The 21,270-nt window shown below is 33.0% G+C and carries 18 protein-coding genes; 7 read left to right on the top strand and 11 right to left on the bottom strand.

Annotated elements, in window-relative coordinates; genetic code table 11:
* Positions 1-27 precede the first annotated feature (27 nt).
* Positions 28-1,092, bottom strand: a complete 1,065-nt coding sequence (locus PK35_RS08275; protein ID WP_044626236.1) for a hypothetical protein — start codon at positions 1,090-1,092, stop codon at positions 28-30.
* A 224-nt stretch (positions 1,093-1,316) separates the two neighbouring features.
* Positions 1,317-2,657 carry a microtubule-binding protein gene (locus PK35_RS08280; protein ID WP_044626237.1) on the bottom strand — a complete coding sequence of 447 codons (1,341 nt, stop codon included), beginning with the start codon at positions 2,655-2,657 and terminating at the stop codon, positions 1,317-1,319.
* Positions 2,658-2,869: 212 nt separating this feature from the next.
* Between PK35_RS08280 and PK35_RS08285 the strand changes: the two genes are divergently transcribed.
* The 4 genes from PK35_RS08285 to PK35_RS08300 all read left to right on the top strand — a co-directional run bounded on the left by PK35_RS08285 (position 2,870) and on the right by PK35_RS08300 (position 5,108).
* Positions 2,870-3,550, top strand: a complete 681-nt coding sequence (locus tag PK35_RS08285) for a 2'-5' RNA ligase family protein (RefSeq protein ID WP_044626238.1) — start codon at positions 2,870-2,872, stop codon at positions 3,548-3,550.
* Between the two features lie 22 nt (positions 3,551-3,572).
* Positions 3,573-4,340, top strand: coding sequence for an MBL fold metallo-hydrolase (locus PK35_RS08290; protein WP_044626239.1), 768 nt, complete (start codon positions 3,573-3,575; stop codon positions 4,338-4,340).
* A 122-nt stretch (positions 4,341-4,462) separates the two neighbouring features.
* Complete coding sequence (locus tag PK35_RS08295) at positions 4,463-4,675, top strand: hypothetical protein (RefSeq protein WP_238320902.1); 213 nt, start codon at positions 4,463-4,465, stop codon at positions 4,673-4,675.
* A gap of 223 nt (positions 4,676-4,898) precedes the next feature.
* Positions 4,899-5,108 carry a hypothetical protein gene (locus PK35_RS08300; RefSeq protein ID WP_044626241.1) on the top strand — a complete coding sequence of 70 codons (210 nt, stop codon included), beginning with the start codon at positions 4,899-4,901 and terminating at the stop codon, positions 5,106-5,108.
* Positions 5,109-5,250: 142 nt separating this feature from the next.
* Here the strand turns inward: PK35_RS08300 and ettA are convergent, their stop codons facing one another.
* Entirely contained in the window at positions 5,251-6,942 is a 1,692-nt protein-coding gene (gene ettA, locus PK35_RS08305) for an energy-dependent translational throttle protein EttA (RefSeq protein ID WP_044626242.1), read from the bottom strand.
* A 71-nt stretch (positions 6,943-7,013) separates the two neighbouring features.
* Entirely contained in the window at positions 7,014-7,196 is a 183-nt protein-coding gene (locus tag PK35_RS08310) for a CAL67264 family membrane protein (RefSeq protein ID WP_044626243.1), read from the bottom strand.
* Between the two features lie 301 nt (positions 7,197-7,497).
* On the opposite strand from PK35_RS08310, the gene PK35_RS08315 reads away from it, so the two are divergent.
* Positions 7,498-8,685 (top strand): MFS transporter, encoded by a 1,188-nt coding sequence (locus PK35_RS08315; RefSeq protein ID WP_044626244.1) that lies wholly within the window; start codon positions 7,498-7,500, stop codon positions 8,683-8,685.
* Positions 8,686-8,721: 36 nt separating this feature from the next.
* Here the strand turns inward: PK35_RS08315 and PK35_RS08320 are convergent, their stop codons facing one another.
* From PK35_RS08320 to PK35_RS17750, 4 genes are all read right to left on the bottom strand, one after another.
* Positions 8,722-9,888: an OmpA family protein gene (locus tag PK35_RS08320; RefSeq protein ID WP_044626245.1), complete on the bottom strand. Its 1,167-nt coding sequence runs from the start codon at positions 9,886-9,888 to the stop codon at positions 8,722-8,724.
* Between the two features lie 213 nt (positions 9,889-10,101).
* The gene (locus PK35_RS08325) at positions 10,102-10,827 is read right to left on the bottom strand and encodes a pirin family protein (RefSeq protein WP_044626246.1); all 726 of its coding nucleotides are present in this window, start codon (positions 10,825-10,827) and stop codon (positions 10,102-10,104) included.
* Positions 10,828-10,875: 48 nt separating this feature from the next.
* Positions 10,876-11,313 (bottom strand): MarR family winged helix-turn-helix transcriptional regulator, encoded by a 438-nt coding sequence (locus PK35_RS17745; protein ID WP_044626247.1) that lies wholly within the window; start codon positions 11,311-11,313, stop codon positions 10,876-10,878.
* 3 nt (positions 11,314-11,316) lie between these two features.
* Positions 11,317-11,847, bottom strand: coding sequence for an NADPH-dependent FMN reductase (locus tag PK35_RS17750; protein WP_044626248.1), 531 nt, complete (start codon positions 11,845-11,847; stop codon positions 11,317-11,319).
* A 147-nt stretch (positions 11,848-11,994) separates the two neighbouring features.
* On the opposite strand from PK35_RS17750, the gene PK35_RS08340 reads away from it, so the two are divergent.
* Both PK35_RS08340 and PK35_RS08345 read left to right on the top strand, forming a co-directional pair.
* Entirely contained in the window at positions 11,995-13,623 is a 1,629-nt protein-coding gene (locus PK35_RS08340; protein WP_044626249.1) for an acyl-CoA carboxylase subunit beta, read from the top strand.
* 3 nt (positions 13,624-13,626) lie between these two features.
* The gene (locus tag PK35_RS08345) at positions 13,627-15,618 is read left to right on the top strand and encodes a toxin-antitoxin system YwqK family antitoxin (protein ID WP_044626250.1); all 1,992 of its coding nucleotides are present in this window, start codon (positions 13,627-13,629) and stop codon (positions 15,616-15,618) included.
* Here the strand turns inward: PK35_RS08345 and PK35_RS17150 are convergent.
* From PK35_RS17150 to sppA, 3 genes are all read right to left on the bottom strand, one after another.
* Complete coding sequence (locus PK35_RS17150) at positions 15,615-18,908, bottom strand: VIT domain-containing protein (protein ID WP_052825934.1); 3,294 nt, start codon at positions 18,906-18,908, stop codon at positions 15,615-15,617. The genes PK35_RS08345 and PK35_RS17150 overlap by 4 nt on opposite strands.
* Positions 18,909-19,013: 105 nt before the next feature.
* On the bottom strand, positions 19,014-19,463 hold the full coding sequence (locus tag PK35_RS08355) for a hypothetical protein (RefSeq protein ID WP_044626251.1): 450 nt from the start codon (positions 19,461-19,463) through the stop codon (positions 19,014-19,016).
* Between the two features lie 33 nt (positions 19,464-19,496).
* Positions 19,497-21,260 carry a signal peptide peptidase SppA gene (gene sppA / locus PK35_RS08360; protein WP_044626252.1) on the bottom strand — a complete coding sequence of 588 codons (1,764 nt, stop codon included), beginning with the start codon at positions 21,258-21,260 and terminating at the stop codon, positions 19,497-19,499.
* Positions 21,261-21,270: the final 10 nt, after the last annotated feature.

The following is a 21,270-nucleotide window of genomic DNA, read 5'->3' on the forward strand; positions in this document are numbered from 1 at the left end:
AGTACTGAAAACCGTGACTGCGACTGTTTACTTTTTTATGTCAATTTTAAACTCCGCTACCTCAATAGGCGCTTTTTCTAATTTATGTAAAACTTCGGGGGTTTTGTTATGCAATAACTGAATGATTCTATGCGGAGCAAAAACGTAACGTTTTTTATAAACATCTCCCCATTTTTGAAGGGTTTGCTTGCTGAAAAATCCGCCTTCTTTAAATTCATTTTCCGATTGTACTTCGTCTATTTTCAAAGAAATAGCGTAAGCCTCTAAAGCGATTTCCTTTTTACCAATACCTTGTAAAATGGCGTGTGTAATTTGATTTTCATCCTTTGCAAAAACGTTGTGAATTGGTCCTAAATCGATACGTTTTATAAGCTTTGGTAATACTTTTGGCAATTTTCTGTCTATAGTATGCGACATCATATCTAGACTCATATCACGATCAGCAACGGTTTTTAAAACCTCATAAATCTCGGTTTTATAATCGTTAGCATCGTTTCCATCATAATTAAAATACATGAAACAGATAAACGGACGGTTATGCGACACATCGTAAAAACTCCAACTGGTTACATAATTAGCTTGAGCATCACCTTCATTTTTAATAATTTTCCCTTGAACAAAACGATTAAAAATGAACTGTTTTTTAACCGACGAGTAATACACAATCGACGCCGCTTGAAATAACTTACTCTGTTTTACAGCCTGCTTTTTGTGCATGAGCGTATGTAAAAACTCAGCTTTTAAATCGTCAATAGGCGTTAATTTATCCAAATACTCACCACGCAGCTCCAAATCGTTAAACAAATAGCGAAACTCCAAATAATTCGGAAAACCAGAATCGGTTAAATCTACCTTCATATTATCTTCCTCGTCATACTTGTACTTTATACGCATCGCATCAATAGAGTACAACAACAAATCGCAATATTGCTTAAAAAGCAACACTTCTTGCTTGTTGCAAATCGCTTGCCTTTGCACAGCCACAATAAGCTGTTTAAAAGCAAAATCTATCATGTTATGGTAAAATTCGTATTGCTCTTTAGAATCTAAAGTTGCCGAATCTAAAGGGGTTACAATTTGGTTTAAAGCCATTAAAAAGTATTCCTTTTAATTTTTATTTAATGCATATTTTGGGCGTTACCCTAAAGGGTCGGGCTTTTCGCTATATCTTTTTATGTGTTCTCGATATAATGCTACGCATCACTCGAACAAACATAAAAAGGATGCCGCTTCAATCCCTAACGCAAAGACAAGTTAATTTAAACGTGGCAATAAATAATTAAGAGATTGCCAAGTCGTACCTCCTCGCAATGACGTTAACTTAATAAATCATCGTCGGTTGCAGTTGGTTTTGGTTTTCCAACGGGTTCGCTATCGCCAGAAGGTTTTGTAGCATCCGCTTTATAGTAATCTTCAAAAATTTCTTTCATATCGATACCGTAGCGCTCAGCAAAATTCTTTTGTATTTCGCCATCTTTAGCACGAATTTCTTGTAACGCTTCAGCATAACTGCTGTAAACACCATTCATCACTTTTTCGTGTACTGGAATGTTGTCCATCATTTCCTGACGCGCTTTAGCACTTGCCGTATGCATTGATGCTAAAGTTTGACCAATGTGCTCATCGGTTTTCACACCTAAATGCTCTAAAATAGCAGCAAACTCTTGGTCGGTTCTCGCCTTTAAAGCTACCACATAACCATCGTAATATTTCAAACGCTCTTCGGTATCACTTTTTAATTTCGCACGATGCGTTTGTAAATTACTACGTAACGAGGTTAATACTTTAATTGTTAAATTATGTTTGTGTACAAAGCTATCTTTACTGGCAGCTAACGTGGTGTAGGCATTTTTTAAACCTTCAAGCTCTTCAACTTTTTGCTCAAGTTCTGTAACTTTACCAATGGCTTGCGCATAATCGGCCGATTGTTTATCGGCTATATCTTCAAGTTCTTGACGCGCTTGTTTTAACAATGCATATTGCTCTTCAAGCTTCACTTCAACTTCTTTTTTCTTCTCTAAAGCCTTTGTGTGATTTTTAGTCGCTTCAACAATGGCATCTTGCAGCTTATCTTCTACTTCTTTAATTTCAACCTCACGATCTTTCAAGCGTTTTACAGCAGCTTGCGATTTGTATGATAACTCGCTTAACAAGGTTTGTACATCGGCACTTTCAATACGCTCTTGAAACATCGCTTTTGCTTTATTATCGGCAGCAGCACGTGTTTTTTCGGCAACAGATAAGGCTTCTTGCGCTTTTGCTATTTTACTTTTTCTTCCCCAAAGGTTATTCCACCACGTGTCTGGTTTCGCTTCGGCATCTTCAAGTTCAATTTTAGCACGCTCTAGGGCTTTTTGCGCATCGTCTATAACTTTTTGCTCGGTAGCATTTAATGATGAAAATTTTTCGAAAATAATACCTACTTCATCCTGATAATCGGTTAAATCCTTTATCGCATCAAGAAGCGTAGTTCTATCCTTTTCGGCCATATGTACCACATCATCAAGCGTGGCATTTAGTATTTTTTGGCGTACTTCTGGATCGTCTTCTTGCGATAGTTTAGATTTCATAGTGTCAATGGCTTTTCCCCAATTAACATCTACTTTTTCGGTTTTTTCGTTGGAAGAGGTCTCTAATAAATCAAAATCATCAGACATAGTAATGGTTAGTGTTTAAGTTGAACAATTTTACTGACAAGCAATTTCGATAAAAAAAATGGTTTCTAAAAGTAAAAGAAAGTTAAGTTTTTGTGTTTTCGATTATTGCTTACACTTGTTAGTATATCAAATTTTAAAAATGTTACATTTAACAAAAAGATAGGTGTTTTATAATTAGGTATTTCTACTTTTACCTTAACAATTTAGTTTTAATGAATTTACAAGCCCACTACCTTTCCCTTTATAACCATGCCATTTCAGTATATAAAAATGACACCTACGAGGTTGACAATAATATTGATTCTGAATTAGATAATCGTTACGGTATTACTTTACTAATTAGGCCTCCAAAAGAAATTAAGGCACAAATTTCTAGCTTCTTAAACGACCTAAAACGCATTGAATCAAACCAGTATTTTTATCCTGAAACCGATATTCATATTACCGTAATGTCAATAATTTCGTGCTATAATGACTTTAATCTTTCTAATATAAATTTAGAAGAATACATTGCCATAATTGAAAAAAGCTTAGTTGACATCGCTTCTTTTAATATTCAATTTAAAGGGCTTACCGCGTCTCCTTCCTGCTTAATGATTCAAGGTTTTTTAGACGATAACACACTAAAACTTATAAGAAACAACTTAAGAAATCATTTCAAAAACAGCAATTTAGAACACTCTATTGATAAACGATATGCCATACAAACAGCGCACTCAACAATTTTTAGACTAAGACATAATTTTAACAATAAAACCGATTTTATTAACAAAATTGAAACTTATAAAACTCACAATTTTGGTAAATTTACTGTAAATCAACTAGAATTAGTGTATAACGATTGGTATCAACGCGATGCTAAAGTGAAAACCTTACACTGTTTTAAACTCTAATTTTATAAATTCATTGAATAATATGAAGGCAAAAATTACCTTAATTTTACTAACCGCTTTATTTTTAAGTTGTAAACAGTCGAAAAAAACACCATTAATTTCTGAAGTAAGAACAGAAACTCCAGTAACTCCTGAATTAAAAATTACACCCATAGAACATGCGAGTACTGTTATTGTTTATGGCGATACATCAATATTTCTTGATCCAACGGGTGATGCATTGAAATATCAATCTTTTAAATCTCCAGATTTTATTGTTATTACAGATATTCATGGCGATCATTTAAGTTTAGAAACTTTAAAAGCGCTCGATTTATCAGAAACCACCATAATTGCACCTTTAGCTGTTGCTGAAAAACTTCCAAAAGGATTACAGGTTAAAACAATAAACAATGGCGAAATACAAGATTTTGAAACGTTTAAAATTGAAGCTATCCCGATGTATAATTTACGCGAAGAGGCTTTAAAATTTCATAGTAAAGGTCGCGGTAATGGTTATGTATTTACTTTTGGTGACGAACGTGTTTATTTTTCGGGTGATACAGAAGATATCCCAGAAATGCGTGCTTTAAAAAATATAGATAAAGCTTTTGTTTGTATGAACTTACCATACACTATGACAGTTGAAAGTGCAGCAAGCGCTGTTTTAGAATTTAAGCCTAAGGAGGTGTTCCCATATCATTTTAGAGGCTCTAATGGTTTTAGCGATGTTGAAAAATTTAAAACCATTGTTACCGAAGATAATACTAATATTAAAGTAACTATTTTAGATTGGTACCCAAAACCATAAAATATTTTTTAACCATAAGAATTTATATTATATTTGTGTAGCTACAATCCCAAATAGCAACCTACTTTATGCTAATTAACACTATGTTTACGCTAGTTTTTCCTCTTTTTTTTGATAACCAAATGAGTTTTCTATCAGTTACGCTAATTGTAGTTGGACTTTTTTTTGCAACTCTATTGGTTTTAGGTGTATTAAAATCGTATAAATTAAAGAAGGAAAACGACCGACTAGAAGCGCTAAACAATGCTGCTGAAGAAGAAAGTGAAAAACCTTACCGAGATTTTACAGAAGGTCATTTGTATGGTGGTAACCATCAAGAACCTAAAAAAGGTTGATCTATGGATACAATTAGCATTTTTAATATTCTTTCTAATTTTTATTCCCTGTGTCGTTAAAAGCAAACGTTTTATATATATACACGAGCACGACGCGGCTATTAGAAAAAAACTTGATAACTTTGAAGAAAACTTAGAAAAAATTGAAGACATTATCTCAAAAAATAATTTTGAACTAAGTAATAATCATCTCTATTCCTAAAAAATATAAAAGCATTTAGACATGACAATAATTTTATCTTTACTTCAGGATTTGAATACACTTGAAAAATTGAACACTTTAAATCACACCAATAATTTAGGAACTATTATTAGCATTTTATCTGTAGTAACCGTTACTTTAATAGCCTTACTTGTTATAAACTTATTAAAAGTTTACAAACTTAAAAAACAATTAAAAGTATTAAAATTAAAACTTGAAATAAACAAATAAAAAAAGAACCTGTCTAAAAAGTGTAAAATCTGTCATTCTGAATTTATTTCAGAATCTTAAAAAATAGATTTTCAAAACACATTAGAATCTGAAACAAGTTCAGATTGACAACAATGTGACTTTTTAGACAGGCTTTATTTATTTATCGCACTAATTTTTTATACTTTATTCTTTTAGGCATTACATCGCCTCCAAGACGTTTCTTTTTATTTTCTTCGTAATCACTAAAACTCCCCTCGAAGAAATACACTTGACTATCGCCTTCAAACGCTAAAATATGCGTACAAATTCTATCTAAAAACCAACGGTCGTGGGAGATCACAACTGCACAACCCGCAAAGTTTTCTAAACCTTCTTCTAGGGCTCTTAAAGTATTAACATCAAGGTCATTTGTTGGCTCATCAAGTAATAATACGTTACCTTCTTCTTTTAATGTCATAGCCAAATGCAAACGGTTACGCTCACCACCTGAAAGCAGGCTAACCTTTTTGTTTTGCTCACTCCCAGAGAAATTAAATCGGCTTAAATATGCTCTTGAATTTACTTGTCGGCCACCCATCATAACCAATTCTTGTTCATCACTAAAGTTTTGCCAGATGGTTTTCTCGGGATCGATGTTAGAGTGACTTTGGTCTACGTAAGCTATTTTTGCAGTTTCCCCCACTTCAAAAGCACCTTTATCTGGTGTTTCTTCACCCATAATCATTCTAAAAATAGTGGTTTTACCGGCACCGTTTGGTCCAATAATACCAACTATTCCTGCTTGAGGCAGGTTAAAGTTTAAATCTTCGTACAACAATTTATCACCATACCCTTTACTTACGCCTTTAGCTTCAATAACGTTAGTTCCTAAACGTGGGCCGTTAGGAATATAAATTTCCAGCTTTTCGTCAAGTTGTTTTTGGTCTTGGCTTAATAATTTATCGTAATTCTTTAAACGTGCTTTTTGTTTAGTTTGACGTCCTTTTGCACCTTGACGTACCCATTCTAGCTCCCGCTCCAATGTTTTTTGACGCTTAGAGGCACTTTTATTTTCTTGTGCTAATCGTTTTGATTTTTGATCTAACCAAGAAGAATAGTTTCCTTTCCATGGGATACCTTCTCCTCTATCTAACTCTAAAATCCAACCGGCAATATTATCTAAAAAGTAACGGTCGTGCGTTACTGCAATTACGGTACCTTTATACTGCGCCAAATGATGCTCTAACCAATGTACCGATTCGGCATCTAAGTGGTTAGTAGGCTCATCTAAAAGCAATACATCTGGTTCTTTTAAAAGTAAACGACAAAGTGCTACACGGCGGCGCTCTCCACCAGATAAAACCCCTATTTTTTTATCACCATCAGGTGTTCTTAACGCATCCATGGCAATTTCTAACTTGGTATCGAGTTCCCAAGCATTAGCAGCATCAATTTGATCTTGAAGTTCGGCTTGTCTGTTCATAAGCTTTTCCATTTTATCTGGATCGCTATACACTTCTTCTAAACCAAACATATCGTTTATTTTATTGTATTCATCAAGGATTGCTACGGTTTCGGCGGCGCCTTCTTTTACAACTTCTAAAACTGTTTTTTCTTCATCTAATTGTGGTTCTTGCTCTAAATATCCTACCGAATAATCAGAAGAAAATACCACATCGCCTTGGTAATTTTTATCGACCCCTGCAATAATTTTAAGTAACGTAGATTTACCCGAACCGTTTAAACCTAAAATACCGATTTTAGCTCCATAAAAGAAACTTAAATAAATGTTTTTAAGAACTGGTGTATTGGCGCTTTGAAACGTTTTTGTAACACCAGACATTGAGAAGATTATTTTTTTATCGTCGCTCATATTTTAAATAATGAAAAAATTAATGGTGAGTTTTGAGTTTTAAACTCATTTGATGGTTTTAAATAATAATTTTAAACGCGTCCTTTTAAAGCGTTAAAGACCCAAGCTATAGCTAAAAATCCTATTCCAACAGATGCAAATCCCCATCCGGCAATCTCATCGTACCTAAAAGCGCCAAGTGCAATTAATGTTAACCCTTCAAAAATCATAATCCATGTAGCCCATGCTAACACGGTATTTTTATTCATCGCCATTTTGTGTTAATTATTTAGTTAAGAATACAAATATCGCTTTTTAAGTAAAAAATTCAATTAAAAACCGCTGTTTTTTAAGAATTGCTTCCATTAGCCATATTGTATTTCAACTAAAACAGCTTCAATTCTCCACGTATCTTTATTTTTAATCACATAAAAAACAACCTGACATTTTATGTATTTAATAAACATTTAAAGCTTTATTCGTAATATTTCAAATTAACTTTTTATTAGCAATTTTAATTCTTAAAAACACCTTTTTAGAGCTAATTTTGTCGTTTAATTTTTTTCAAGTTAAACTATGAACAAAGCATTATTAACCTTAGCTATTGGCGGATTTGGAATTGGCCTCACCGAGTTTGTAATCATGGGTATTTTACCCGATGTAGCCACGGCATTTAACATTAGTATTCCTATTGCAGGACATTTTATTTCGGCTTATGCTTTGGGTGTTGTTGTAGGTGCTCCCATTTTAACTGGTTTAGGAAGTAAATGGCCATCGAATAAAGTTTTAATTGGATTAATGATTTGGTTTACCGTATTTAATACTTTATCTGCTTTTGCCACAGGTTATTATTCCTTTTTAGTATTGCGATTTTTATCGGGACTGCCACATGGTGCTTTTTTTGGAATTGGCGCCGTTGTTGCTGGAAAATTGGCAAAAAATGGAAAGGAGGCTCAGGCCATTGCTATTATGTTTAGTGGTTTAACCGTTGCTAACTTGTTAGGTGTTCCTTTAGGTACTTATTTAGGAAAACATTTTAGTTGGAGTATCTCATTTTTAATGGTTGGCGTTGTAGGTATTTTAACGGTTTTAAGCTTAAAATTTTGGATGCCAGAATTAAAACGTGGATCGGAAGAAGGTAATTTCTTTAAAGAATTTAGAATTTTTAAACGTTTAGAACTTTGGCTTGTAATTTTACTAACCACTATTGGAACAGGTGGCTTTTTTGCTTGGTACAGTTACATTGCGCCTTTAATTACCGAAGTTGCTGGCTACGATAATAGTGTGGTGCCGTATGCTATGATTTTAGCTGGATTAGGAATGGTAATTGGAAATTTTATAGGAGCAAAATTAACTGAAAAGTTTTCGTTATTAAATACTGTAACCTTGGTATTATTTGTAATGATGTTAGCTTTAGGTTTGAATACTTTTTTAGCCGCAAATAAAGTTCTTATTTTAATTATGACCTTTATTATTGGTGCGATTTCGTTTGCTGTTTCTACACCTATACAAATGCTAATTATTAAAACTGCAAAAGGCTCCGAACGATTAGGATCATCGTTAAACCAAAGTGCATTTAATATTGGTAATGCTTGTGGTGCTTATTTTGCTGGTTTACCTATTGCAATGGGCTATGGCTTTACTTCGGCCGATTGGGTTGGTGCGGCTATGGCATTAAGTGGTATTTTTGTTGCTTTGGCTATTTTTACTTTAAGAAAATCGAAATCTGTAAATAAAAAAGAAGCTATTATTTGTAATTCATAATAGCTTCTTGATGTTTGTTGAGGGATATATTTGCACTTAATATTTTAGTACTTTAAATTCCGAACGTCTATTTTCCAAATGTTTTTCTTCTGTACATTTAGTGTTATCATCGCATTCGTTAAGTAGTTTTTCTTCACCAAAGGCTTTTCCAACGATATTATTAGGATTTACATCAAAGGTTAATAAATAATCTATCGTAGATTTTAAACGTTTTTCTGAGAGTTTTTGATTGAACGCTTTCGATCCTCTAGAATCGGTATGCGAACTTATTTCTATTACCAAATTAGGATGTTGTTCTAAAATTTTAGCCAGTTTTAAAATAGTATTTTTTGATGCCGTTTTAACCACCGCCGAACTAAAATTAAAATTCACTTTATCTAATAATTTTATAGCATCTTCAATAGATTTAAGTTCTTCAGCCTTGGCTTGTTCCTTTTCTTTTTCAATTTGGGCTAATCGAGCTTGCTCTTTTTCTTTAGCTAATTTTTCTTGTAATGCCTTTTCCTGTTCTTGAGCAAAAGCGATAGAATCGTTAACACGTTCTTGATAAAGTTGTTCTATTATTGAAATTTTTTCTTCTCCTTCTTCCGTTAGTTTCTTTTTAGTTCCAAATCTATAAACCACTCCTGCTGCATATTGCTTATAATTTGTAGTTTCAGGTGTAAAATTCATAGCCCATTTCCCCGATGCATTAAAATCTAAACCTATTCGCTCTGTAAACCATGTTCTAAAACCAAGAACAGCATTATACGTACCACGAGTAGCATTATTCGCATCCGTATAGCCAATACCAGCCCCAATGTAAGGATCGAACCAACCAGTTTCTCCTATTAGTTTATTTAAATCGTAACTTAATCTTGTATCTAGCGATAAAAAATTGGTAGTACTTTCCATATTTTGTAAATCAACTCGATTTCCAAAATTGTATCTTAAATAAGCGCCTATTACTTCTAAACCAAGTCCGTTTTCAAAATACTTACCAATGCTCACTCTAGAAGGATAAGCTACAGCATTCCATGTAGAATCAAAGTTTAATAAATTATCGAAAACATCGCCAGAATCATCAACAAAATGGTAGCCTAAGCCAACAATCCAAGAGCTTTTAATAATAGAATCGTTTTTTGTTAACACAGGAGTTTGAGAAAATCCTGAATACAAATTAACCACAAGTACGACTAACAGTAGTCTGTTTTTAAGTTTCATTTTTTAGTAAGATTTGAGGGTTGTTTGCAGCAAATTTTGTCTAATAATAAACGACCAAGAAATAAAAACTTTAAAAATATTGATTTTACCGTTAAACGGATTTTTAACAATTGTTAATCGGAACTTTTATTGTTTTCATCGTTGGCAAAAACAACAAAAGCACCGCGGTGGCGATGCTTTCTCTGCTATTAATAGGGCCTTGGGATTAAGACATTAAAGTACTATCATAGGAACTTCTATAAATAATAACTGGCTGTCATTTTTGGCCTTTATGGTAACACGCTTCGTTTCTGAAACACCTATAGCATCTCTAGATTCAAGTGTGTGATCTTCTATTTGTAAATTGCCCGCAATGTTCATTATATAAACTCCATGCGATTCACTTTTAAGTTCGTAAGTAAACTCGGTATCTTCTGCTAAATCTATTCGCGATAATTTAGCATCTTGATGAATTTTTAAACTTTCTGCGTGTTCGTCATCAAACGATGTTACTAAAGTTTGTAGTTTACCTTGTCTATCTTCAGCTTTAAATGTTTTTTGGTCGTACCTTGGTGAAACACCTTGTTTTTCAGGAATTATCCAAATTTGAAATAAACTTAAATATTCATCATTCGAACCATTAATTTCAGAATGCTGTACACCTGTACCTGCACTCATAACTTGTACTTCGCTTGGAACTACTGGAATCCATTCATCCCCCATATTATCGCGATGTTTTAATACACCTTTTAATGGAATGGTGATAATTTCCATATCGTTATGCGGATGTGTTCCAAAACCCATTTTTGGTGCAATTGTATCATCGTTTAACACGCGTAACGCCCCAAAATGAATACGCTCTGGATTAAACCATCCTGCAAAACTGAATGAATGATTGGCTTGTAACCAACCATGATTGGCAAAACCCCTTGTTCCTGCTTTATGAATAACTGTTTTCATTTTCTTTTTCTTTTTTTTATTTGATTTCGGCTGCGCTCAACCCAAAACTCATCTAATTTTATCAAGCAAATCGCTTAATTGAGATGCTTCTTCTTCGGTTAAATTAGCCAGTAAATCGTCGTTAAAATCTAAATCAATAGCACTTAAAAGTTCTAAACCTTTTTTAGTAATAGCAATGTGAACCACACGTCTATCTCCGGGACACGGCAAACGCTCAATTAAAGCTTTATCACACAATTTATCCATTAAACGAGTGGCATTGGGTGCTCGCTCAATCATACGTTCCTTTATGATTTGTACTTTTAACGGCTCTCCTGCACCACGTAAAATTCTAAGGATATTAAATTGCTGTGGTGATATTCCAAAAGTTTTAAAATACTCGTTTTGGTGACTATTAATCCAATTAGCCGTGTAAATAATATTAATTAAAGCCTTAACCTTATTATTTATAAACTTCGATTTTATGTCTTTTGAAATGTCTCCCATTGTTTAAAGACTTTTTTGAAACTGTTTCACAGAGTTTTTTAACTGTGTATCTAAATCTTCATTCGTAATTTTTCCGTCTTTAAAATTGTCACCGAAAAATGGTAATGAAAATGTTTCAATAATGTTGCCATCATGGAATGGAAAACGACCTTTTGCAATTTCTAAAGCGGTTAAACCTCCTCTACCACCTGGCGATGTTGCCATAAGAAGCATTGGTTTATCAAAAAACATTTTACCTTCAATACGCGTTAACCAATCGAATAAATTTTTAAAAACTGTAGCATATGTGCCGTTGTGTTCTGCTAACGACAACACAATACCATCGGTGTTTTTTAAAATATCTAAAAACTTGTGAGCATCGTCTGGAATACCTTTTTCATTCTCTAAATCAATACCATAAAGTGGTAAATCGTAATCGTTTAAATCTAAAACATCAACGTTTACATCTTCAACTAAACTTGAAGCGTAAATGGCTAATTGTTTATTTATTGAGGTTTTACTGTTGCTTCCTGCAAAGGCTATTATATTTTTCATTTTATCTGTTTTATTTGATACAAAATTACGTGAAATAAATTTATATTCCAAGGAATATATTTCCATGTTATCATTTTTAATATTTCGTTAACAATTGCTAGTAACATTCGTGTAATATTTTATAATTTAGCACAAACTGAAATTGCAATGGACATTAACTTCAATAAGAACGAAGATCACAACAAACTTTTAGTATCAGAATTAAAAAAACGACTTACCAAAGTGAAATTAGGTGGTGGTAAATCGAGAATTGAAAAGCATCATGCAAAAGGCAAATTAACCGCTAGAGAACGTATAGATTATTTGTTGGACGACAATAAAAAATCGATTGAAATAGCTGCATTTGCTGGAGAAGATATGTATGCCGAACATGGTGGTTGTCCTTCGGGAGGCGTTGTTGTAAAAATAGGTTATGTAAAAGGTAAACAGTGTATTGTAGTGGCGAACGATGCTACGGTAAAAGCGGGTGCATGGTTTCCTATTACGGGAAAAAAGAACTTACGCGCTCAAGAAATTGCTATAGAAAATAAGTTACCCATTATATACTTAGTCGATTCTGCAGGCGTTTATTTACCCATGCAAGACGAGATTTTTCCAGATAAAGAGCATTTTGGTCGTATTTTTAGAAATAACGCCATAATGAGCAGTATGGGAATCACCCAAATTGCGGCCGTAATGGGCAGTTGCGTTGCAGGTGGTGCCTATTTACCTATTATGAGCGATGAAGCTTTAATTGTTGACAAAACAGGAAGCATTTTTCTGGCAGGAAGCTACTTGGTAAAAGCGGCTATTGGTGAAAGTATCGACAACGAAACCCTTGGCGGAGCGACTACGCATTGCGAAATTAGCGGTGTTACCGATTATAAAGCCAAAAATGATAAAGATGCGCTTGATAAAATAAAAAACATCATTGATAAAATTGGTGATTACGACAAAGCGGGTTTCAACCGCGTTGATGCTAAAAAACCTCTTGAAAACCCAGACGATATTTATGGTATTCTTCCAAAAAGTCGTGCCGATCAATACGATATGTATGAGATTATTAAGCGTTTGGTTGATAATTCGGAATTTGAAGAATATAAAGCAGGCTACGGACAATCCATTATTACTTGCTACGCCAGAATAGATGGTTGGGCTGTTGGCATTGTAGCTAACCAACGAAAACTAGTAAAAACTAAGAAAGGTGAAATGCAATTTGGTGGTGTTATTTATAACGATAGCGCCGATAAAGCCACTCGGTTTATAGCAAATTGTAACCAAAAGAAAATTCCGTTAGTGTTTTTACAAGATGTTACTGGTTTTATGGTTGGTAGCAAAAGTGAGCATTCTGGTATTATTAAAGATGGCGCTAAAATGGTAAATGCGGTGAGCAACTCGGTAGTGCCAAAATTTACTGTAGTTATCGGTAACAGTTACGGCGCAGGCAATTATGCCATGTGTGGTAAAGCTTACGATCCGCGTTTAATTGTAGCATGGCCAAGTGCAGAACTTGCGGTAATGAGTGGTAATTCGGCTGCGAAAGTATTAATGCAAATTGAAAAAGCGTCACTTGAAAAACAAGGCGAAACCTTTACACCCGAAAAAGAAGAAGCACTTTACAATAAAATTAAAAATAAATACGATAACCAAGTTTCACCTTATTATGCTGCCGCCAGAATATGGACTGACGCGATTATAAATCCGTTAGACACCAGAACATGGATTAGCATGGGTATTGAAGCCGCCAACCACACTCCTATTGAAAAACCTTTTAATTTGGGTGTTTTGCAAGTATAAATTATGAAAAAAAAGCATCTTTTAGCTTCTATTGTCTTTTTAATGGTTGCTGTTATTTTTTATCTTATTTACTTGTTTTATATAGATAATAACGACAATATTAAATCCATTTATCTTATTCCTGAAGATGCTGTATACATTATTGAAACCCAAAAACCGCTGGACGATTGGAATACTATAAGCGAAAGTCCCATTTGGAAACACCTAAACACCAATAATTATTTTAACGCGTTATCGGAGAATTTAAATGCGCTTGACACCATTTTTAAACAAGAGCAAAAGATTTTAAACTACATTGGTAATCGGGAAATTTTAATATCAGCTCATATGTATGCTCCCAAAAAATATAGCTTTTTATACGCCATAGATTTACAAAAAATAGCCAAACTAAATGTTGTTAAAAGTCATTTAAACACTTTTATAAATGATGATTTTAAGGTGAGTAAGCGGATTTATCATCAGCATGAAATTATTGAAGTTTACAGTAATAACTCCCGAGAAACACTGTACATAAGTTTTATTAAAAACCAGATGATTTTATCTTATGTGCACACCATCATTGAAGCTTCAATAGACCAATATAACGAACCTAAAATTGGTAGAGATTTGCAATTTATTGAAGTTAATAAAGCGGTAGATGATGGTAATTTGTTTCGATTATTCTTCAACTTTAAATATCTCAATGCATTTACGAGCGTGTTTTCTAATGAAGAAACTGAATATGTAAAAACATTAAACAATAGCTTAAACTGGAGTGGTTTTAGTTTTAACATCGATAAAAACAACAATATTGTGGCCAATGGTGTTACAAAAACCAATACCAATGCTTCAATTTACTTGAAAGCTTTACAACAATCTGGCACCTCGAAACGCAGTGTTTTTAATATTGCACCTAAACAAACCGCTTTATACACCAGTTTTACGTTTAGTAGTTTTTCGGAGTTTTACCAAAATTTTGAAACCATTCAGCAGGAAAATCCCGAGCAATTTAAAAGTTATTTAGATGGCACCGAACAGATTGAAAACTTTTTAAACATTAATTTAAAAGAACATTTTTTTAGCTGGATTGATGATGAAATGGCACTGCTTCAAATGCAATCTACTGTAAGCCATTCGACTAAAGATGTGGCTCTTGTTTTAAAAACTAAAGATGTTGATGATGCCAAATACCGTTTAAACTTCATATTAAATCAAATAAAAAAACGCAGTCCCGTAAAGTTTAAAACGGTTAATTATTTAGGACACGACATAAATTATTTATCTATAAAGAGCTTTTTTAAAATTATTCTTGGAAATTTATTTAACACCATTGAAAAACCGTATTACACCTTAATCGACGATTTTGTTGTTTTTAGTAATAACCCTAACACTTTAAAAACCATAATTAAAAGCTACACCGAAAGGGAAACCTTGGCATTTTCTGATGATTTTACCGATTTCAGCGACCATTTTAACAGCAGAACATCGGTATTTACGTATGCGAATACGCCATATTTATACAACAACCTTTATCATTTTGCTGATGCTTCAACGAAACAAAAACTAAAAGAAAATAAAGATTATTTTATTTGTTTCCCGCAATTTGGTTTCCAACTATCGCCTGAAGATGACTTTTTTGAAAGCCGCATCGCCATTAGTTATCAAGACGTTGATTTGGTTAAAGAAAAGTACCAAATTTTAAGTAACACGACAAAAAACCAAACCAAAGCAAAAGTTGAAAAAGAGCTAACTAACGCCATGCCTGTTGATGCGGTTTTTAGCATTCCTGAAATTTATCCAACCGATTTAACCGCCGACTCATTTAGTAGAAAACACAGCAACGGCAATACCCGTTTTACAGTTGAATTAAAAGATGGTAAACCACATGGCAAATACCAAAGTTATTACAAAAATGGTGCTTTAAAATTATCGGGGAAATATAAAAATGGTGCACAAAGTGGTACTTGGCGCGCCTATAATTTTAACAAGGATGTGGTTTTAAAGAAACGGTTTTAAATTTCAAGTTTTGCCACTATTTGTTTATCTCTTGGTTTTGTTAACCTAATAATTTTTATATTTTTTGTTTCATTGGGTTTATTATAGTTTTTAAACATAGTGACTTTCATAAACGTTGGATTTTCCAATTTTTGGTATCTATCTCCATAATAATTTACTTTTATAAAGTAAGCACCTTTTTTGGCTTCTTTTAAAGTATATTCTTCGGGTCCGAAACCTTGTGTCATGTCTTGAGATAATCGTCCGCCCAATTTAGTCTTATTATTACTAAAGTAGCATTCTTCTAAATCTGGATCTATAACATGTAAATCGATATCTGTGTCGTTATGATTCCAGTCAATAACAATTCTAACATCAAAAGTAGTTTTAGTTTCAAACTTCTTTTTAAAATTACTATTATCAATATTTGGGAAATGTTGCAATACATTATTCAATTCATTTTTAGCTATAGTTTGCATACCGCTAAACTTTCTTCTATTGCTATTGCTTTTGTATACGTTTTCGTTAACGATATTCTGTAATAGTTTAAAAGCTTGTTGCTCTAAACCTATTTCTTTATAAACCAAAGCTAAGTCTCTGTAAGATTGCGTGTCTTCAGGTCTTAATTTTAAAACTTGGGCATACACAAAACTTGCTAAACCATAATTATTTCTTTCTTCAAGCTTATACCCCAAAACGCGCATTAATTCGTAATTATCATAATCTACTTCGGCTATATTAGTTAAGATTTTTAATTCGTAATCTCGATTATTCCATTTTTTAAAATAATCATGAACATCAATATAAAACGCTGGTAAGCGTCCGTAAGTTTCTCTCTGAATTAAATAAATTTGATATGCATCGTTTACAGAAGTAGCTTTTTCAAGAGCTTTTATATATGGTTCATTGTTTATAACCGTTTTTACTTTTAGTTTACCTCTATATTTGTTAACGGTATTGGTATTACTTGAACTTTCTTCATGATTACTAGATGGACTGAAATTACTCCATTTTGTTGAAATAACAACTACTCCATTTGCTGCTCTACTGCCATAAATTGCAGCCGCAGAGATATCTTTAATAACTGTAACACTTTCAATATCATTGATATTAACAAAGTCATCAATATTACCATTTACAGGCATACCATCTACTACAAACAAGGGTTGACCTCCATTACTCAAAGAAGCTGAACCACGAATTATTATATTAGGACTTTGCCCCGGCATTCCTGAAGTATTTGTTATTTGAACTCCTGCAACTTTACCTTGGATAGCTTGAGCTACATTTGTAAAACCATTACTACTCAACGATTCGTTTTTTATAACAGTTACCGAACCAGTTACAGAGCTCTTGCGTTGAGTGCCATAGCCCATTACCACCACTTCATCCAATGCTGCAGAATCCTCTTTCATGGAAATATTTATTGTATAGCCATCTTGCACAGTTGTTTCTAAAGTTTGATAACCAATGTAACTAAAAACCAAAGTAGAACCTGGAATTGCATCTATAGCGTATTTTCCATCAAAATCTGTCGCAACACCAATACTAGTTCCTCTTATTATAACGTTAACACCTGGCAGTGGTAAACCAGATTCATCTGAGACAACACCAGAAATATTCCCGCCTGAACTGTTAGATCTATTTACTTGCTCTTCACGTGTTACAATATTTTTATGCTGTTTTCTATTTACAATACTATTGTATTCTTCAAGTAATTCTTCTGGTGGCGTAATATTATATTTTATATAATCCCAGACTGTTTCAAGCACAATTAAAGAGGTAAAATCGCTAACCAAATTATAAGATTTATTGTGCTTAATTATTTCATCTTTATTCAAAGTGTTATCTTCTTCGAGAGCTTTTAACTTCTTCTGAGCCCAAATTCGTTTAACCAAATTGTTATTGACTTCTGGAGTAATCTGAAATTGAATTTTTTGAATAGTATCATTGCCGTAACCAAATTTTAGAACAACAGAATCGTTTACTTTAAAGTTTTTTGCAGTAAAAGAAAAGTCGTTGTCTACTGAAAAAGGTTTATTTGGGTAAGCTTCTAAATGTTTATTAGATGATTGAAAACCTAAAAACTTGAACGATTGGTATTTTACCTTTTCTAGAGCTTCATTAACTGTAGTGGTTTTAAGGTTAATGTATTTTCCTTTGGTTGATTCGGAAATATTATTCAATTCGGAATGATTTGCCTTTAAAATAGAGTTTACAACAAAAACAGGTGCTATGGTATTAACAATTAAATCACTTAAATTTTTCATTCCATCTGAAAACATTAATATTTCATCTGAAGAATTTTGCAGAAATAAACTTGCGTAAGATGTTCCGCCATCGTAAATAATATGAGTTAGCTCGCTTTTTAAAGCTTCCCATTTACCACTTTTAATGTGATACGTTTTATCAAGTAAAATACTGTTACTAAAGGTAATTAACTTAACATTTACTTCATTTAAATAATTTAGGTATGCGTTTAAAAACTTAAGTTCATTTTCTAAGTCTCTAGATTTCATTGAGAGTGAAGCATCCCAATATATTGTGATAGATTTCGGCTTTTCTCTTTTTCTTTTTTCTGTTTTTAAAGTTTTGTAGAAATAAAAATAGTCTTCATCTGCAATTAATTTAGTGCTCTTATAATTTTGAGGTATTTTTATTAACAACGATGTTTCTGGAGTGTAATTATTACTCTCAAATTCGGCAGAATAATTACTGTTTATTGTATTGAATTTAAAATTACTTAAACGGCCTTTAGTTAACTCTGGCTTTAACTTTTGATTTAAAATGTCCATCTTAAAGGCAAAGTGATCTAACTTCTTTTTAAACTCCAAAGGCAAATGAAAATAATGCGCGCCTTCACTTAAAATAAGCTCTTGTTCGTAAGCTAAAACCACACGTTTATGGCCGTTCGCAGGAATAGGATAAATTCTTGCTTTGTAGTTATTACCAGTACCTTTTTCTAATAAAACAGGATCAACACCTCTCCTAACAACAGCCTCGAAAGCAACTCTACCTTGTTCCTTTTCAACAACTACAGCTTCTCGTAATTTATTGTTGACTTCGAGTGCCAACCGAGATACATGCTGATTTTCTCCTAAAGGAAATGCCAATTCGCCTTCTAAAACAGCATTTGTGGGGTTGTAGAACAGCATATCGTAAGTTGTTGTTGCTATGTTTCCTACTACCTCGACTTCTATATCTAGTGATGAAATGCCTAACTTATCCTCTCCGACATTTATAGTTGGTATACTTTGCGAAAATGCAATTGCAGATATAAACACAAATGTTAATTTTAAAAACGTTTTCATAATAGTTGATTTTTAAGTTTACCTTAAAACTATTACGTAAATACATTTTTTAAAACCAAGAATGAGGGAACGAGTGGTTTGGGTTAGGGAAAAATTGTTTAAATACTAATCTTTATCTAAATTTAAATAATATAGCTTCGCTGCTTCCTGGATTTCATCATCTAAACTATCATCTAATGCATATGAATATAAAACCCATTTATCATTAGGTTTATAAAACTTAAATATAAACCTAATAGGTTGTCGGTCATATTTTACAAGATATGAGTACAATACAAAACTTTCTGAAAATTTCTTTATTGTTATTAATTCTTGTCCATAATATTTCCCCATATAACTTTCAGTAAATCCATTTACTGTACCAACAACTTTATCAATATCATCTTTTACTCTTTCGGTCCATTTATTTGTTCCATAAAGTTCTTTTACTGCTTTTCCTGCATCTACTTTGTATGTATTAAAAAATGTATCAATCAAGCCTTGTGGATTAGACTGAGCAAATAAATTCATTGAAAGTAAAATAAAAAATAAAATAAATGTGTTTCTCAAATTCATAGTATTATAATATTTAGTTAAAAATTAATTAAATTATTTAATCTCTGTATCAAAAGGAAACAACAATTGAATCCCTTTTTTCTGAGAAATGACTTTAATTTTTTGGTACATTTTATATTGCTCCTCGCCTAGCTCTTCCATTAAAATTGTTTCTTTGGCTTTTACAAGTCCGAAACTTTCAAGCATTTTATCTAAATCTTTTTCAAAAATTGGGTATTCTACTTTGCGATATTCGGCTAATTCTGCAGTTTCTGCCGCGTATTGTATGGCTGCATCCAATCCTCCTAATTCATCTACTAAACCTATATTTAACGCATCGGCACCCGTCCATACACGACCTTGAGCAATAGCTTCAACATCATCTCTGGTTAGGTTTCTTCCGTCAGCAACACGCTTAGTAAACAGTTCGTAAATATCTAAAATACCTTCTTTAATAAATGCGCGTTGGGTATCGTTTAACGATTCAAAAAAGCTATATGTTACAGCATTTTCGTTGGTTTTTACTTGTTCGGCATTAATGCCAATATTATCGGCTAAAGCTTTTCCGTTAGGCAACATACCAAAAACACCAATACTACCAGTTATTGTTGTTGGTTCAGCAAAAATTCTATCGGCATTACACGCCATATAATAACCACCTGATGCCGCTAAATTACCCATAGAGACAATTACTGGTTTTACCTGTTTTGTAAGCTCAATTTCGCGCCAAATCAATTCACTGGCCAAAGCACTTCCACCAGGAGAATTAATGCGCAAAACAACCGCTTTAATTCTACTATCACTTCTGGCTTTTTGTAAAGACTTAGTCATGGTACCTTGACCAATGGCATTCTCATCTCCTTCTCCATAAATAATATCGCCTTCGGCGTAAATTACAGCAATTTTATTGGCGCTATAATTAACCGGTATTTTAGTTGAAGCATATAACGCATAATCTTCAATAGTAATGGTTTCTAATGGTTTTTTTTCGCTAATACCAATGGCTTGTTTCATAGCATTCACATACTCATCGTGATAGGCTATTTTATCTACTAATTGGTTTTTAAGTGCCAAATTAGGGTTGCGACCTAAAAGGCTATCGGCGATGGTATTTAGAGTTTCAACAGGAATATTTCTACTTATTGAAATATCGTTTTTTATTTCTGTCCATAAAGACGATAAATAGACTGTAATTTGTTCGCGGTTATTGTCACTCATCACATTATCAAGAAAAGGTTCCACCGCACTTTTGTATTTTCCTAAACGGATAACTTCCATTTTTAAACCCGTTTTCTCTTGAAAATCTTTAAAATACAAATGCTCGCTGTACAATCCTTTAAATTCCATCATACCAGCGGGATTAATGTAAACTGTATCGGCGACCGAACTTAAATAGTAATCTTTTTGCGAATAAATATCGGCATAGGCCACCACAAATTTCCCCGATTCTTTAAAATCTATCAAAGCTTTACGCAGTTCTTTAGTCTGTGTTATACCCGCATTTATAAAATTATTATCAATTGAAATTCCTTTTATATTATTATCGGTTTTGGCAAAATGAATGGCATCGATAATATTGAATAACCCGTTTTTCTCTTGTTCATCTAAAAATGGATATTCAGGAAAAACAATTTTACCAGCATAATCTTTAATAGGAAAATCGAGCGTTAACTCTAAAACCGAATTGGCTTTGGGTTTAACAATAGTATCGTCGCCAGGACCTAACAACATACCAAGGCCTAAAAGGGCAAAAAAACCTAATAATAAAAATACAATAATACCTACTACGGTAGAAAGGACGCGTTTTAAAAAATTCATATTTGCTATT

Origin of the sequence: Neotamlana nanhaiensis (assembly GCF_000943555.1) — a bacterium.
Taxonomy (GTDB): domain Bacteria; phylum Bacteroidota; class Bacteroidia; order Flavobacteriales; family Flavobacteriaceae; genus Neotamlana; species Neotamlana nanhaiensis.